Source organism: Butyricimonas sp., assembly GCF_019423355.1.
Classification (GTDB): domain Bacteria; phylum Bacteroidota; class Bacteroidia; order Bacteroidales; family Marinifilaceae; genus Butyricimonas; species Butyricimonas faecihominis.
The window spans coordinates 188,947-203,581 of the sequence record NZ_JAHZBP010000005.1; the positions used below are offsets into that span (position 1 = coordinate 188,947).

Sequence of the window (14,635 nt, forward strand, 5' to 3'; positions counted from 1 at the left end):
CGACACTAATTGAGTTCCTGTTTCAGAACATCCGGTAGTTCGATTCCTCGTTTCTCCAAACTGATAAACCAATCGGATAATTCTTCGGGATGGATCGTATAGAGGATTTCCCGGAATTGATCGATTTGTTGGTCATTGAAACTGTCGGAGGGAATACCCCTGTATTGATCGAGTTCTTCGTCATCGAAATATTCGATCTTTTCATCTATTTTTTTCAGCCCTTTTTCACAGATGGCATGAGCCCCACAACAATCAGCAGGGGGGGCCACGACGGGAGGCTCTTCTGTTTTCATTTTTGATTTTGAAGAGTATGTAAAAAGGGCAACTATTACTAGTAGCCCTATTATGCTGATAATGATATAAATCATTTTTAATTACCTGCTAAGTTCTTTTTTCAGAAGATTTACTTGGTTTGTCAGTTTTTCAACCTCTTGGGTTTTCTTGGTTAACTGGCTCTTGGCGTTTGCTAGCTGTTTTTTTACCCCGGCAATTTCTTTTTCCAAACGGGCAATCTCGCTGTCTTTGAATTTGAGGCTCGATTTGATGTGTTCCACCTCGTTGCTCAATTTGCGGTTGTCCCAGTCAGCGTTGGTTTTATAGTCAGTCAACTGTTTCCGGATTTGGTCCCGTTCCTCGGTTGTCCTTTTTAGTTGAAGTTGTAGTTCTGCCAATTGCCCTTCGCTGCTTTGTACTTTGGATTTCACCTGTTCTGACACGTCCTTTAACTCTGATTTTAAGGCCGATTCCTTGCTTTGTAAAGCACGTAATTGGGTGTTCAGGTCATCAATCTGTTTGTCCTTGGCGGCATTGTTAGCCGTCAACTGATAGCGAACGGCATTGAAGTCATCTTTGAGTTTCTGCATCTCGGATTCCAATGATTTTTTGTCATTCTCCAAAGTTGCCACTTCCCGATCAATGCTCCTTTTCGCTCTGGCTAACTCCTCGTATTTCTTTTTAGAAACACAGGAGGAAAGAAGTAATGTAAATATTAAGATGCCTGATATATAAAATAATCCTTTTCTCATATTTGAAATGTTTTAATTGAACTTTTCTGTTGTCGTGTGACAAAAGTAGTAAATAATTTGTGTATAACAAAGAATGTAGGGGATGCCAGAATCTTAATTTATTGTTAATGAAAGGCGATCTGGTGTATTTTTGAGTGTGATGTGCGATAAACATGGTCTGTTTTTTTGCCGGTAACGGCAAAAACAACTACCTTTGTTTGAAATCTGAATGTAAAACTTGCCGATAATTTTAATATGGAATATATTTCAGTGAATGAATTTGCTAGGAAATACGGTATTTCGGAGCGTACTGCACGTAACTATTGTGCGACCGGGAAGATCGAGGGGGTGTTTTTAACGGGTAAAACTTGGAATATTCCAAAAGCTGCAGGATTGCCCATGCGTAAGTCTTCCCCAATGGAGGTTATGCCATTACTTGCTATATTGCGAGAACAGAAGAAAATGAAGTTGAAGGGGGGCATTTATCATCGTACACAAATAGACCTCACGTATAATTCCAATCACATCGAGGGAAGTCGCTTAACTCACGACCAAACGCGTTACATTTTTGAAACCAACACGATCGGGATAACAGATGAAAGTGTGAACGTGGATGATATTATCGAGACGACCAACCACTTTCGTTGTATTGATCTGATTATTGACCGGGCAGAAGAGCGACTTTCAGAAAAATATATCAAAGAATTGCATTATATTTTGAAATCCGGAACGTCTGACCACCGTAAAGATTGGTTTGCTGTTGGTGATTACAAGCGTTTACCGAACGAGGTGGGCGGAATCTTGACAACACCACCGGAATTGGTACACTATGAAGTTAAAACTTTGTTATTAGAATATAACGCGAAGAAGTCTAAGACTTTCGAGGATATTATTGACTTGCATCAAAGATTCGAGTCCATTCATCCGTTTCAGGATGGTAATGGACGTGTTGGTCGGTTAATCATGTTCAAAGAGTGTCTGGCGAATGGTTTTGTCCCGTTTATCATCACGGAAGAGTTGAAGATGTTCTATTATCGTGGATTGCAGGAATGGAGTCATGTCAGAAACTATTTGCTTGATACGTGCCTTACTGCACAAGATAATTACAAAGAAATTTTAACTGGATTTAGAATCAAGTATTCAAAGTAATCAGCGCCGCTTAGAACTTTGAAGTTACAGGTTGAATCATTTAATTGAAAGGAGCATTGTTTTTAATAACTGCGACTGGTGAACTTGTAACCTGCAACTTTTTTATATCTTTGCAGGGGAAAATTAATTTTGAATAATAGAAATGCTATGAATAAAAAAATACTATCATTAATTATTTTGTTTTTAGGAGTGTTCTCGGTCATGCAAGCTCAGAATGACGGGAAGATTCGGGTGAAAGGTGTTGTACTGGATGAGACAACACGACAGCCTATTGCTTTTGCGAATATCGGGATTATCGGTACTGCAGCGGGAGCAGCCTCGGATATGGATGGTTTGTTTGAGTTGATCGTGTCGGAAAAATTGGCAACTTACATGATGAGAGTGTCTGCGGTGGGATATGCATCTGCAGAGATGAAGGTGTATGAGGCAAGAGATAAAGGGGAGGTGCAAATTTTTCTAAAACCGGTTACTTACGGGATTGGGGAGGTTGACGTGACGGCCGAGTCTCTGGTATTGAAGAAATTACTGGAGAATGTGGTGAAGAATATCGGGAGGAACTATATTCCACGTCCCTATAATTACGAGGGATATTTCGAGTATGGTGTAGAGGTAAACGACGGGGAGAAGAAATTTAAGGAGGCGATCGTGGATGTTTATGATAGTGAAGGGTATAAGCGTTCAAACGTGGAGCAAACGTTTAAAGCGTTGAATTATAATTTCTCGCAGGTTCGCCGGAGCGGGGAAAGCGGTTCTGCTGTTGACGGTTTGATCTATTTCGATGATATAATTACGGCAGATATTGTTCGTAATACTCGTAATATACTGGACTTACAAAATTTCCGAGACTTCAAACTGAGAAGTAAAGGAAAATTCATGTATGAAGGGGATTCCGTGCAGATTGTTACTTATGAATGTCTGAAACCTTCCTTGTCAAATTCCGGTACGGCAAACGTAACGAAATTCAGTGGGGAATTGTACGTGGAATTAAAGAGTTTCGCGATTATCAAGAACGTGATGCACGTAACTTCTTCCGCGTTTAACTTGTTGGGACGTAATTTGCTGCTCGCCGGGAATAGTCCCCGTCACGAGGTGATGGCCACAATCACGACGAACTATAAACGTGTTAGTTCATATTATTTCCTTAGTGGCGTAAGTATCGTCTACACTTACAAGGATGGTGGCGACCGGATTAAGGGAGAGATGCAGTACCAAACTACTAAAGTCAGCGTGAACAAGACCACCCCGATTGCCGGAAGAGTCTATTACGAGGAAGTACCCACCGATCACAATTTCTGGGATCGGTACACGATTTACTTGGAGGAAGAAGAATAGATTAATTTTAGATTTAATGATTTTAGATCCCACTGATTTCTTGATTTATGATTAAGTGATTTTTACCTATCAACTAACGCTTTTCTTAATCGTAAATCGCAATTCATAAATTAATTGATTCTTTCATTTTCAATTTTCAACTTTCAATTATCATGTTGGATCAAATTTGGGAAAATATCCAGCGGGTGAAGGAAGAATCCCCGCTGGTGCATAATATAACGAATGCCGTGGTGATGAATAACACGGCAAATGCGTTGCTTGCCGCTGGTGCATCACCGATTATGGCACACGCCTTGGAAGAGATTGACGAGATGGTGGCTTTATGTCGTGCCACAGTAATTAATATTGGTACACTGGATCGTTTTACCGTGGAATCCATGAAAGCGGCCATCCGGCGGGCAAACGAAGTGGGGCATCCCGTGGTACTTGATCCCGTGGGAGCCGGGGCCACGAGCTTTCGTAATCAAACGTTGCGGGATATACTGGCAGCCGGAACTCCGACTTTTATACGGGGCAATGCATCTGAGATCATGACTATGGCAGGATTATCAACACAATCCAAGGGAGTGGATAGTTCCGAATCTTCTTTAAATAGCCTTGACGCAGCCAAAGCGTTAAGCCAGCGTGTCGGATGTATCGTTTGCGTTAGCGGGGGGACGGATCTAGTAGTAGAAAACGATCGGGTAGTATACCTGCATAACGGTTCGCCGATGATGGAGAAAGTGACCGGGTTGGGGTGTACGGCCTCGGCTATTTTGGGGGCGTTTGCCGCGGTGGTAAAGAATCCGTTTATGGCAGCCGTTAGCGCTACTTCTTTCATGGGGGTATGTGGTGAGATTGCCGTGGGGATGTCTCAAGGCCCTGGAACATTGCAACTTCATCTATATGATGTGATGTATAACTTGAGCCGGGAACAATTCATGCAGATTGTACGAGTTTCAGAATAAAAGGGATATGCGAATTTATTTGGTTACGGATGAAGGGTTGTTATTAGGGAAGGATTTGTATCGTACGGTCGAGGCTGCCGTAAAAGGCGGGGTGAGCATGGTACAGTTACGGGAAAAAGAGTCGTCAACCCGAAAATTTATTGAACGGGCAATTCGATTAAAAGAAGTGTTGACTCCTTACGGGGTCCCTCTGATTATTAACGACCGTGTGGATGTTGCGTTGGCGGCTGATGCTGATGGGGTACACGTGGGACAAAGCGATATGCCCTACGAGATGGTTAAGCGGTTACTGCCGGAAGGGAAAATTATCGGCTTATCCGTGGAATCACCGGAACAGGTGCTGGAGGCCAATGACTATGATTTGGATTACGTGGCAGCAAGTCCCGTGTTTTCAACCACGACGAAAACAAATACTATCGTGGAATGGGGATTGGACGGCTTGCGCTGGATCAGGTCCGTTTCCCGCCATCCCTTAGTTGCCATCGGGGGAATCCATCCCGATAACGTGGCATCGATATTCCAAGCCGGGGCGGATAGCGTGGCGGTAATCTCAGCGATTGTCTCTGCCGACGATCCTGAACGAGCTGCACGGGAATTATTGGAAAAAAGCGGTGAACTTCACTAATTAATTTTACTATACTAACCCCTGCCTGATGGTTAGGCTATCCTTGCTTTACCTTTAAAATATAATCTAAACATATCATGAACACATCATCAACACTGACCATTGTTGATGATGTGTTCATGGTATGTTGTTGGTATGTACTTGAGGTAGCGAATCCATAGTGTATTGTCCTTGTATTGTCCTGAAAAAGTTTACTGTAAACTTAGTAAACCAATTTTAGGAAACTACATTGTTGAGAGAATAATCAGAATAGTCCCAGCGAGTGTAATAGAATCACGAGGATAAACAGGGGTGCTACATATTTCAGGACGAATATCAACGGTTTCAGTAACCATAGTTTCAATTCTCCATTATTGGTTAATTCCGCTTCCAGTAAACGGCGATCGAATCTCCATCCCACGTAAATGGAGATCAAGATTCCACCCACGGGCAGCAGTATGTTGGAACTGACGTAATCAAATATCCCGAAGACCGACAAGTTGCCGATATGGACTTCTTTTAACGGTCCAAAAGAAAGGGTGCATAAAATTCCGAAGATCGTGACGATTACCGTGGATATGACGGTCGCTTTGCGGCGGCTGATGTGCTTTTCTTCCACGCAAAAGGCAACGATTACTTCCAGAAGGGAAATAGAGGACGTGAGAGCGGCCATGGTTAGTAGGAGAAAGAAAAGAATCGCCCATAGTTGCCCGAAAGCCATGCTTTGGAACACTTGTGGCAACGTGAGAAATACAAGGCCCGGCCCGGAATCCGGTGCAATGTTGAAAGCGAACACGGCGGGAAATATGGCAATTCCTGCCAACACGGCGATCAACGTGTCCGCGCAAATCACTTGCAAGGATATAGAAGTCAGGTTTTCATCTTTTTTGATGTAAGAGGCGTAAGTCAAGAGGACACCCATACCGATTGATAAGGAGAAAAAGGCCTGTCCCAGAGCAGAAAGTACTCCCTGTGAAGTAAGTTCCGAGAACTTGGGTAAGAAAAAAAATTTTATCCCTTCCATGGCCCCATCCAGCGTGCATGCCCGGATTCCGAGTATCAAGATAAGCACGAAAAGGAGGGGCATCATGAGTTTGGTGTATCGTTCGATACCTTTTTTTACTCCTGCCAGCACGATAAAACCGGTGAGAGCCATGAACACGATTTGCCAGAACACGGGTTTATAGGGATTCGTGATAAAGTCCGAAAACATAGTGTTCAAGTCAACATCGGTGCCGACATGAAAAGAGAAGGTGAAAGATTTAAAGACATATTCCAACGTCCAGCCGGCAACCGTCCCGTAAAAGGAGAGAATCATTGTGGCGGCAAGAAGAACCAGTACCCCGAAATAACGCCAGACTGTTTTGGGCTCCAGTCGGTCGAAGGTCCCGAAAGCGTTTCTTCCGGAATAGCGTCCTAGAGTAAATTCCGAAAGCATTACCGGTAATCCTATGGCTACCGTGAAAAATATGTATACCAGAAGAAAGGCACCCCCGCCATTATTCCCTGCCTCGTAGGGAAATTTCCAGATATTTCCCAAGCCGACCGCGGAACCAGCTAGGGCAGCTATTGCCCCGAATTTAGAGCCAAAACTATCTCTCGTGTTGTGCATAAGAAGAAAAAGTTACAAGTTAACAGGTTAAAATTGTAAAGTGCAAGTGAATTACGGTTTACAGGGATTTTAGGTTACGAAATAACGTCATTTTTTAACACTGCATATCAAGAAGTTATAAGTATATCAATAGCCTGTAACCTGTTAACTTGTAACCTGTAACTTTTTCGTCAGGACTTTTTTAAAGTTCCGGCGAAAAAAACGTATCTTTGCCCGAAAATAAATAAGCGATTCACATGCAAGAGAAAATTCTAATACTGGATTTCGGTTCACAGTACACGCAGTTGATTGCGAGACGCGTGCGGGAACTGAATGTCTATTGCGAGATTTACCCTTTCAATCACTACCCTGCACTTGACGCGTCCGTGAAAGGCGTGATCCTTTCGGGAAGTCCTTTTTCCGTGCGTGACGAGAAAGCTCCACAACCGGATTTGTCTTCTATAAAAGGAAAATTACCGTTGCTGGGAGTATGTTACGGGGCTCAGTATCTGGCCCATTATTTCGGGGGTGAAGTTAAAGCCTCGAACAAGAGAGAGTACGGTCGGGCGAATTTATCATTTGTTGATAATTCCTGCCCGTTGTTCAAAAATATCAGCCAACATTCACAGGTGTGGATGTCTCACGGTGACACGATAGAGGTGTTACCCTCGCATTACACGGTGGTTGCCAGCACGTCTGACGTGGAGAATGCCGCTTACCGCGTCGGGGGAGAAGAAACTTTCGGTATTCAATTCCACCCGGAGGTGTACCACAGCACGGAAGGAACCGCTTTGTTGAAGAATTTCGTGGTGGACATCTGTGGTTGTAAACAAGACTGGACACCGGATTCTTTTATCGAGACTACAGTTGCCGAATTGAAGGAAAAGATCGGCGAAGACCGTGTGATTCTTGGTTTATCGGGGGGAGTAGACTCCACGGTTGCTGCCATGTTATTACACCGGGCTATCGGTAAGAATTTGACTTGTATTTTCGTGGACAATGGTTTGTTGCGGAAAAACGAGTTCTCTGATGTGCTTGAAAATTACAAGGAACTCGGCTTGAACGTGATCGGCGTGGATGCGGGAGATCTTTTCCTTTCCCGTTTGGCAGGTATCGAAGATCCCGAGAAAAAACGTAAGATTATCGGAGCAACATTCGTGGACGTGTTCGACGAAGAGTCGCATAAAGTAAAAGATGCAAAATGGTTGGGGCAAGGTACGATTTACCCGGATGTGATTGAATCATCATCGGTAAACGGACCGTCACAGACCATCAAGTCACATCATAACGTGGGCGGTTTACCCGATTATATGAAACTAAAGGTCGTGGAGCCTTTACGTCTGTTATTCAAGGATGAAGTTCGCCGGGTAGGTAAGAGTCTTGGATTGGCAGATAAGTTTTTGAAGCGTCATCCTTTCCCCGGACCGGGTTTAGCTATTCGTATCTTAGGGGAGATCACGAAAGAGAAAGTGAGATTATTGCAGGAGGCCGACTACATTTATATTTCCATGCTTCAAGAAGAAGGTCTGTACGATAAAGTATGGCAAGCCGGAACCATCTTACTCCCGATCAAGAGTGTCGGGGTGATGGGAGACGAGCGTACTTACGAAAGTGTGGTAGCCCTGCGTGCCGTGGAATCAACGGATGGGATGACAGCCGATTGGTGTCACCTGCCATACGAATTTTTGGCAAAAGTGTCTAACAGGATTATCAATAATGTCCGGGGGATTAACCGCGTTGTTTATGACATCAGCTCAAAGCCACCAGCCACGATTGAGTGGGAATAGTGGTGGAATTTAAAATAAAGGAGAGCGTTCGACAGGTTTAGAGTTGGACGCTCTTTTTCGTAAGATACTTTGAAATGAATTTAGATTCTATTCTGTTTTTATTAAATCAGTAATAGCATCGATGAAAATTTTAGCTTGCGGAAATAATTCATTTACTAAATCTTCATCGCAATAAGCAAAATCATCATAGTCCCCACTATGCCTTTTTTCAAATAAAGTACTGAATGTTTTACCAATTTTTAATGGTAATTTGCCAGTTGCGACAAAATGTAATCCGAGCATCGTTTTAACCCCATTGTGAGTTTGTGTTTGAATATCATACTTTAATAGGAGAGCCACGGTTGCATAATAACATGCGTAATACAAACGATTGATGGCTGCATTATAGAAATTTTCACGTTTCATAACCTCAGCCTCTTTCAATGTTTCATAAGCTCGTTGTATTCTGTATGCAATCAATGCATTCTTGCTATTTTCATCCATTTTTTCTTTCATAACACGATCCCTTCATTTACAATGTTGATATAAAATGGTGTTTTAAATGGACGATTTTCCCAAAGCTTTTTTAACATTATGATAGGGCTGATCGTGACACCTGTCTTTAATTCCAGTTCATAAAGAGGTAGAGTAATAGATTCTTCCTGTTCTAGAGACATTTTTTCTCCGTCGACTAAAATCAACAAGTCAATGTCACTATCAGAACGAGCTTCTCCACGAGCCTCAGAACCAAACAGGATAGCTTTAGCTGTTGGGGCAATTTCATGTATTATCTTTCTAATTTGTTCTACTACGTCAGCTCGTTTCATGGGTAATGAATTACTTCGTTCTTACAAAGATAAGAATTTATCTTTTATCTTCAATGCCATTTTTTAAAGAACACCTTTTTTGAACCCACCTCTTTTCGTCACGAATTTCTCGAAAAAGTCGTCCCGGTAACTATTGCCAATGGCGATTTCGTGCGAGCGGATGGTGACGTCGTTGTTGTCGAAGGAGGTGATGTGTCGGGTGTTGATGATATAGGATTTGTTAATGCGGAAAAACAGACTGGCAGGAAGTTGTTCGTGCATGGCCTTGAGAGTCATTTTGGTAATGATCCGTTGATCTTTCAGTTGGAGAATCACATAATCTTTCAGTCCCTCGATAAAAAGAATATCCTCGAAATTTACCTTGAAATAACGGCGTTCGGATTTCACGAACAGATAATCATTCTCCACTTCCTCGATGTTTTCTTTTTCTCCCGTGACGAGTAAAGCGTGATAGTTTATCGCTTTATTGACCGCTTTTTGGAAACGTTCAAATTCAATGGGTTTTACCAGATAATCCACGGCATCCACCTCGTAACTGTCCAATGCGTATTCCGTGTATGCAGTTGTAAAGATGATCAATGTATTTTTCGGGATATTCCGGGCGAACTCGATTCCCGTGATACCGGGCATCTGCACGTCGAGAAAGACAAGGTCTACCGGGTGGGAGGTCAAGTAAATGGCTGCGGAGGAGGCATTATTGAACATCTCCATCAGTTCTAGTTCTGGTATCCGGGCTACAAGTGACCGGATGCCCTTACGTGCGATCGGCTCGTCGTCAACAATAATACATTTCATAATTTCAATTGTAAATGGACTTTATATTGCGTTTCTGTCTCTTCTATCCGGAGCGAGTAATCTTTCCCGTACAATAACTCCAAGCGTCGTTGCACGTTTAATAATCCCAGACCACCAGTTCCTTTTTTTACCGGAACGAGAGGCTTGGAATTTTCGCAAGTAAAGGTCAACTCGTCATGCTCTACGCGAAAATAAAGGTAAATGTACGATAAATTCTCGCTATCGGGGTTATGTTTTATAGCATTCTCGACAAAAGGGATGAAAAGTAGCGGGGGAATCTTCACATTATTCACGTCACCTTCTTTCGAGATCAAGTACTTGAAATGATCCCGGCGTATCTTTTCCAGTTCGAGGAACCCCGTTAGGAAATGAATGTCCGCGCTTAAAAAGACTTCTTGCCGGGCGCTGTCGTTTAGTTGATAACGCAGCATATCGTCAAGTTTGGTCAGAAGGCGGGAGGCCTCGTCCGGATCTTCTTTCACGAGAATATTGGCATTGTTGAGCATGTTGAACAGGAAATGGGGATTGATTTGGTTCTTCAATTGCTGCAATTCCGACTGCATGGAGGTCTTTTCCAATTCCGTGATCTGTCGGTCGTAGATCATCCAGCGGCGGAACAATTCGATACTGGTGGTCCCCATGGTAATCATCCCGATAATCACGATCGCGTAGAGAACATTGGGAAACGAGTAGGCGTTCTCGTTCACGAATATCTCCGTGACCACGCCATATTTTTGATAAAGATACTGAACAACAGGGGCGTACATCAATAGCCCGATAATAATGACGAGAAATAAGGCTACGATATAAAATGATAGTTTATTTTTCACGAGCAAGCGTGGAATCAGGATAAACTGGTTGATATAGGTCGGTAGCATGAACATGGACAAGCTCGTGAGGTAGGCATAGAACCAACCAATCCCGGTGAAGTATTCATACACGTTCTGAAAGGCGAAGAAGGCGATGACCAGAAAGGTCGTGATGTTTCTGATCTGGTTGAAATTCGGGTTCAACTGGATATGCGGGTTCAAGTGGTTCTTTATAGACATATTTGTAAACTGGTGATGTTATTTTTGTCTCCCTGTTTTGTTTCAAGTAGAAAATTTTCCCCGTACAACAATTGGAGTCGTCGATGCAGGTTATACAATCCGTTGGTCGGTTGTTTCGATAGACCGGGTGGATAGATACAGGCAAAATACAGGTTGTCGTTCTTCATTTTGAACAGGATGTATATATCAGAAGTCTTACCAGCATCAAGGGATGGGAGGTGACCGAGAGCGTGTTCGATAATGGGAATGAAAAGCAAGGGAGGAACTAGGATATGCTCGATGTCCTTATCCGTGGAGAGGTTGAAATTGAAACGGTTGTTATGCATCTTTTCCAAGTTCATGTAATCCTTGATAAACGTAATATCCGCACTTAACAACACCTTTGCCCGGGTACTGTCATAGAGTTGATAGCGGAGCAGGTGACTTAAGCGGAGTAACAGGGACGAAGCTTTCTCCGCGTCCTTTTTTGCCAGCACGTTGGCCGTGTTTAACATGCGGGACAGGAAGTCCGGTTGAACCTGATCTTTCAAGCGGTCGAGTTCATTCTGAACCTTGCTTTTTTCCAACTCCTGCAATTGTCGGCTGTGCATGATCCAGCGTTGCAGGAATATGGTCATGGAGAATGCCGAGATATAAAAAAAGATGCCTAGGAAGTTTATGAAAAAGAACAGGAAAAGATTACAATTCGGTCTAATCGCCTCGTGAAGTGTCGGGAGGTACAATTTCGAGATGAAAATGATTAAAAACATCATGAATAGGAGGAGCAGGGTACATGCAAACAGACAGAGTGCGTAGATCCAGTATTTATCTTTAAAGAGAAGACGGGGTATCATTATATAGGTGTTCAGGCATATTATCCCCCAAAACAGGAAGATAAGAGCAATGTTTATCAACGTGATGGCATTCCATCCCGGGGATAATTCGGAATTTTCGAAGAGGCCTTTCATGACGATAATCCCAAGTAACAGGAGAATCAACAGGTGCCTGAGAACCCGGAATTTCGGGTGCATCAAGAGATTTTCCCAGTACTGGTTCCCGTTTTTGTATGTGATCGAATTGGACATAGGTATATGAAACTAGGGATAAAAGTAATGATTTCTTTTTAGAATTTCCATGCTATACCGAGAGAGCAATAGAATCCCAATCTGAAATGCGGATCGCTCTCGTTGTCATCGGAGAAGTATTCCTTTAAACTTCTTTTCGAGTAAAAAGCACTTCGAGCCGGGGTAATGCCCAAGGTGAGCGGGATGGATAACGATTTACCGAGCGTGAATTCCGGACGTAACCCGACAACCACGTATTGCTGGGTGAAATACATCTTTTTCCCGTTTCTCTCGGAAAGAGCCATCATCCCGTCCATTTCGGCAACAAGACTTAATTTCAAGTGGTTGTTAAATTTCATGCCCACGGAAACCCGCACGGCATCAATTAAGGCAACATTTACCTCGTAACGTCCTTCTAATCGCCAGTTGAAATAGAATGCGGGGAAGAGCATGGGATAACCAAACGTGTTATTTAGGGCGGCTCCCACACCAAGGTCTAGGTTCGGGCGTAAATGGCGGATGAACACGATGGCACCTTGTCCCAGTATATTATCCCATCTTGCCTTGGATAGATTATCGCTATCTATGTAAAGTCCGGCCCCAACGGTTGCCAGCATGGACCATTTAGCATTTAGTGGTCTCGTGTGTGTTAACCCGATTTGCAGGTTTAACATATCCGAGGGACATAGGGTTTCGGGAAGTTTCTTGTTATTCATGCTTGCGTGTGATGCACCACATCCGATCGCCCAAGCCGTGGGGCGGTTATTCTCGTTCATTTTAACTGAAAGTGGAATCCGGAATCCACCTTGTATTACTTTTAAATCTCCCTTGGCTCCCGAAAGTTTGTTCTCTTCATCTTTGTATGAGGTAGAACTGATGTACTCCGTTTTAAAGTAAACCTGAGCGTGTGTTTGCTGATAGGCGAGCGGGATAAAAAAGAATAGATAGCATAGAATAGATTTCATATTGTATTGATTTTTTATTCACGGATAAAAATAGAAGATGTTTGGAAATGAGGATGAAATAATAGACGAAGTCTGGGAATAAGTCGACCAACCTCATGTTTTTGTTCGTCCTTGCAGCATATCTTCTTTTATATCTGTCCCTTCATCCCGTCGATATACCTTCGTTAAGTCTCCGTTTCTATGAAACACGTGTTTAACGATAATATAACGAATACATAACGAACTGATGTAAGAGAATGCATTGATTAATAGAAGATTAATATATTGTGTGAATTTTTTTTGAAAAAAGTGGCATTTTCTTATTACACCAAAGGGGGTGGTTCCCGTTTTGGTATTAAAAGCACAAAAATGACATTGAAAACAAGAGAATATATCGTACAGTTAATTGTCCGCCACGTGCAAGGGACGTTGGATGATACCGGGAAAAAGGAGTTGCTTGAATGGCGGGAAAGTTTCCCCGAGAACGAGGCTCTTTTTCAAAGAATGACTTCCCGTGTTCATTTCGAGGAAAGTTTAAAGGCTTGCGAGATGACGAGTAAGGAGATGGAATCAGAATGGAAACTGATCTATGGGAAAACGATTGGACGTCAGCGCTTGGGTATGAGACGGATGTTCCAGTACGCAGCGATATTGATTGCAGTTGTGTTGATCGGTGGAGTCTGGATGTTGGGAGACCGGGATGTCGAGTTACCTAGTGATTCCTTGATGGCTAAGGCTCATCTGATAAAGAGAATAAAAACTCAGGCAATTTTGGTTATGGGGGACGGGACGACCGTGAATTTAAAAGACACAAGCTCTCTGGCATCATTGGTTTCCACGAAAGTGGCACTTTCGGCGAATAAGGAAATTTTGACCTACACGGAAGGAAGTGTTGACACGGTGATGGAGTTCCACACGATGAGAATACCCCGGGGTGGGGAGTACGTGCTGGTATTGTCCGACGGGACGACAGTTTATCTGAATGCCGAATCAGAATTAACATATCCGGTTAAATTCAGTGGTAAAGACAGGCGGGTTTATTTGAAAGGAGAAGCGTATTTTGAGGTGGAAAGAGATACGTGTAAACCTTTTATCGTGGAGGCAAATTCTTTGGAGATACAGGTCCTCGGAACGGAATTTGGGGTTCGGGCTTATGGCGATGAAGAATGTGTCCGTACAACACTTAAAAGGGGAAAAGTGAGCGTGGAAAGTGAGGGGTGCGGAGTGATCCTGACCCCGAATATGCAGGCCTCTTTTGACAAGAAAACGTTACAAATGGATGTACGGGAGGTGAACGTGGATTTGTTCCTAGGTTGGAAAGACGGGCGATTGATATTTGATAATTGTTCTTTGGAAGATATTTTAAAGGATCTGGCTAAATGGTATGATTTTGATATCCGTTATGCCCGGGAAGATGCCCGGTTAATACCATTCTCTCTGAATATAAAAAAACATGATGCTTTTGCGGAGGTCCTTCAATTACTTGAAGACACGGGGTGTGTGAAATTTGATATAAGAGATAACGTCGTTGTTGTAAAATAAAAAGTAGCGCTGGAACGCTACTTCAACCATCCCCCGCTAAGA

15 protein-coding genes are annotated in these 14,635 nt (G+C 43.0%); 6 read left to right on the forward strand and 9 right to left on the reverse strand.

Going from position 1 to position 14,635, the window contains the following annotated elements; all coding sequences use genetic code 11:
* Positions 1-5: 5 nt before the first annotated feature.
* Positions 6-293 (reverse strand): hypothetical protein, encoded by a 288-nt coding sequence (locus QVC79_RS08790; RefSeq protein ID WP_270594097.1) that lies wholly within the window; start codon positions 291-293, stop codon positions 6-8.
* Between the two features lie 81 nt (positions 294-374).
* Positions 375-1,025 carry a hypothetical protein gene (locus QVC79_RS08795; RefSeq protein ID WP_124317804.1) on the reverse strand — a complete coding sequence of 217 codons (651 nt, stop codon included), beginning with the start codon at positions 1,023-1,025 and terminating at the stop codon, positions 375-377.
* 234 nt (positions 1,026-1,259) lie between these two features.
* Between QVC79_RS08795 and QVC79_RS08800 the strand changes: the two genes are divergently transcribed.
* From QVC79_RS08800 to thiE, 4 genes are all read left to right on the forward strand, one after another.
* Positions 1,260-2,153: a Fic family protein gene (locus tag QVC79_RS08800; RefSeq protein WP_270594094.1), complete on the forward strand. Its 894-nt coding sequence runs from the start codon at positions 1,260-1,262 to the stop codon at positions 2,151-2,153.
* A 147-nt stretch (positions 2,154-2,300) separates the two neighbouring features.
* On the forward strand, positions 2,301-3,485 hold the full coding sequence (locus QVC79_RS08805; protein WP_270594092.1) for a carboxypeptidase-like regulatory domain-containing protein: 1,185 nt from the start codon (positions 2,301-2,303) through the stop codon (positions 3,483-3,485).
* Positions 3,486-3,637: 152 nt separating this feature from the next.
* Entirely contained in the window at positions 3,638-4,432 is a 795-nt protein-coding gene (gene thiM, locus QVC79_RS08810) for a hydroxyethylthiazole kinase (protein WP_270594091.1), read from the forward strand.
* 7 nt (positions 4,433-4,439) lie between these two features.
* The gene (gene thiE, locus QVC79_RS08815; protein ID WP_270594089.1) at positions 4,440-5,057 is read left to right on the forward strand and encodes a thiamine phosphate synthase; all 618 of its coding nucleotides are present in this window, start codon (positions 4,440-4,442) and stop codon (positions 5,055-5,057) included.
* 244 nt (positions 5,058-5,301) lie between these two features.
* Here thiE and QVC79_RS08820 read toward each other — a convergent pair whose 3' ends face one another.
* Positions 5,302-6,648 (reverse strand): sodium-dependent transporter, encoded by a 1,347-nt coding sequence (locus tag QVC79_RS08820; RefSeq protein ID WP_270594088.1) that lies wholly within the window; start codon positions 6,646-6,648, stop codon positions 5,302-5,304.
* A 236-nt stretch (positions 6,649-6,884) separates the two neighbouring features.
* Between QVC79_RS08820 and guaA the strand changes: the two genes are divergently transcribed.
* A complete protein-coding gene (gene guaA, locus QVC79_RS08825) occupies positions 6,885-8,414 on the forward strand; it encodes a glutamine-hydrolyzing GMP synthase (RefSeq protein ID WP_270594087.1) in 1,530 nt (509 codons plus the stop codon).
* 87 nt (positions 8,415-8,501) lie between these two features.
* Here the strand turns inward: guaA and QVC79_RS08830 are convergent, their stop codons facing one another.
* The 6 genes from QVC79_RS08830 to QVC79_RS08855 all read right to left on the reverse strand — a co-directional run bounded on the left by QVC79_RS08830 (position 8,502) and on the right by QVC79_RS08855 (position 13,072).
* The gene (locus QVC79_RS08830; RefSeq protein WP_124317847.1) at positions 8,502-8,909 is read right to left on the reverse strand and encodes a HEPN domain-containing protein; all 408 of its coding nucleotides are present in this window, start codon (positions 8,907-8,909) and stop codon (positions 8,502-8,504) included.
* Positions 8,906-9,220 (reverse strand): nucleotidyltransferase family protein, encoded by a 315-nt coding sequence (locus tag QVC79_RS08835; RefSeq protein ID WP_087420280.1) that lies wholly within the window; start codon positions 9,218-9,220, stop codon positions 8,906-8,908. Before QVC79_RS08835 ends, QVC79_RS08830 begins: the two co-directional genes overlap by 4 nt.
* 63 nt (positions 9,221-9,283) lie before the next feature.
* Positions 9,284-10,015 (reverse strand): LytR/AlgR family response regulator transcription factor, encoded by a 732-nt coding sequence (locus QVC79_RS08840; RefSeq protein WP_270594086.1) that lies wholly within the window; start codon positions 10,013-10,015, stop codon positions 9,284-9,286.
* Positions 10,012-11,064 carry a sensor histidine kinase gene (locus tag QVC79_RS08845; protein WP_270594084.1) on the reverse strand — a complete coding sequence of 351 codons (1,053 nt, stop codon included), beginning with the start codon at positions 11,062-11,064 and terminating at the stop codon, positions 10,012-10,014. The genes QVC79_RS08840 and QVC79_RS08845 overlap by 4 nt, the downstream gene beginning before the upstream one ends.
* A complete protein-coding gene (locus QVC79_RS08850) occupies positions 11,055-12,128 on the reverse strand; it encodes a sensor histidine kinase (protein ID WP_124317844.1) in 1,074 nt (357 codons plus the stop codon). Before QVC79_RS08850 ends, QVC79_RS08845 begins: the two co-directional genes overlap by 10 nt.
* Before the next feature lie 38 nt (positions 12,129-12,166).
* A complete protein-coding gene (locus QVC79_RS08855) occupies positions 12,167-13,072 on the reverse strand; it encodes a DUF6268 family outer membrane beta-barrel protein (protein ID WP_270594083.1) in 906 nt (301 codons plus the stop codon).
* A 348-nt stretch (positions 13,073-13,420) separates the two neighbouring features.
* Here QVC79_RS08855 and QVC79_RS08860 point away from each other — a divergent pair, with 348 nt between their 5' ends.
* Positions 13,421-14,593 (forward strand): FecR family protein, encoded by a 1,173-nt coding sequence (locus tag QVC79_RS08860; protein WP_270594082.1) that lies wholly within the window; start codon positions 13,421-13,423, stop codon positions 14,591-14,593.
* Positions 14,594-14,635 lie beyond the last annotated feature (42 nt).

Coding starts and splice junctions, on each gene's coding strand:
- QVC79_RS08790 (WP_270594097.1), bottom strand. CDS start 293: ATGAAAACAGAAGAGCCTCCCGTCGTGGCCCCCCCTGCTGATTGTTGT.
- QVC79_RS08795 (WP_124317804.1), bottom strand. CDS start 1,025: ATGAGAAAAGGATTATTTTATATATCAGGCATCTTAATATTTACATTA.
- QVC79_RS08800 (WP_270594094.1), top strand. CDS start 1,260: ATGGAATATATTTCAGTGAATGAATTTGCTAGGAAATACGGTATTTCG.
- QVC79_RS08805 (WP_270594092.1), top strand. CDS start 2,301: ATGAATAAAAAAATACTATCATTAATTATTTTGTTTTTAGGAGTGTTC.
- thiM (WP_270594091.1), top strand. CDS start 3,638: ATGTTGGATCAAATTTGGGAAAATATCCAGCGGGTGAAGGAAGAATCC.
- thiE (WP_270594089.1), top strand. CDS start 4,440: ATGCGAATTTATTTGGTTACGGATGAAGGGTTGTTATTAGGGAAGGAT.
- QVC79_RS08820 (WP_270594088.1), bottom strand. CDS start 6,648: ATGCACAACACGAGAGATAGTTTTGGCTCTAAATTCGGGGCAATAGCT.
- guaA (WP_270594087.1), top strand. CDS start 6,885: ATGCAAGAGAAAATTCTAATACTGGATTTCGGTTCACAGTACACGCAG.
- QVC79_RS08830 (WP_124317847.1), bottom strand. CDS start 8,909: ATGAAAGAAAAAATGGATGAAAATAGCAAGAATGCATTGATTGCATAC.
- QVC79_RS08835 (WP_087420280.1), bottom strand. CDS start 9,220: ATGAAACGAGCTGACGTAGTAGAACAAATTAGAAAGATAATACATGAA.
- QVC79_RS08840 (WP_270594086.1), bottom strand. CDS start 10,015: ATGAAATGTATTATTGTTGACGACGAGCCGATCGCACGTAAGGGCATC.
- QVC79_RS08845 (WP_270594084.1), bottom strand. CDS start 11,064: ATGTCTATAAAGAACCACTTGAACCCGCATATCCAGTTGAACCCGAAT.
- QVC79_RS08850 (WP_124317844.1), bottom strand. CDS start 12,128: ATGTCCAATTCGATCACATACAAAAACGGGAACCAGTACTGGGAAAAT.
- QVC79_RS08855 (WP_270594083.1), bottom strand. CDS start 13,072: ATGAAATCTATTCTATGCTATCTATTCTTTTTTATCCCGCTCGCCTAT.
- QVC79_RS08860 (WP_270594082.1), top strand. CDS start 13,421: ATGACATTGAAAACAAGAGAATATATCGTACAGTTAATTGTCCGCCAC.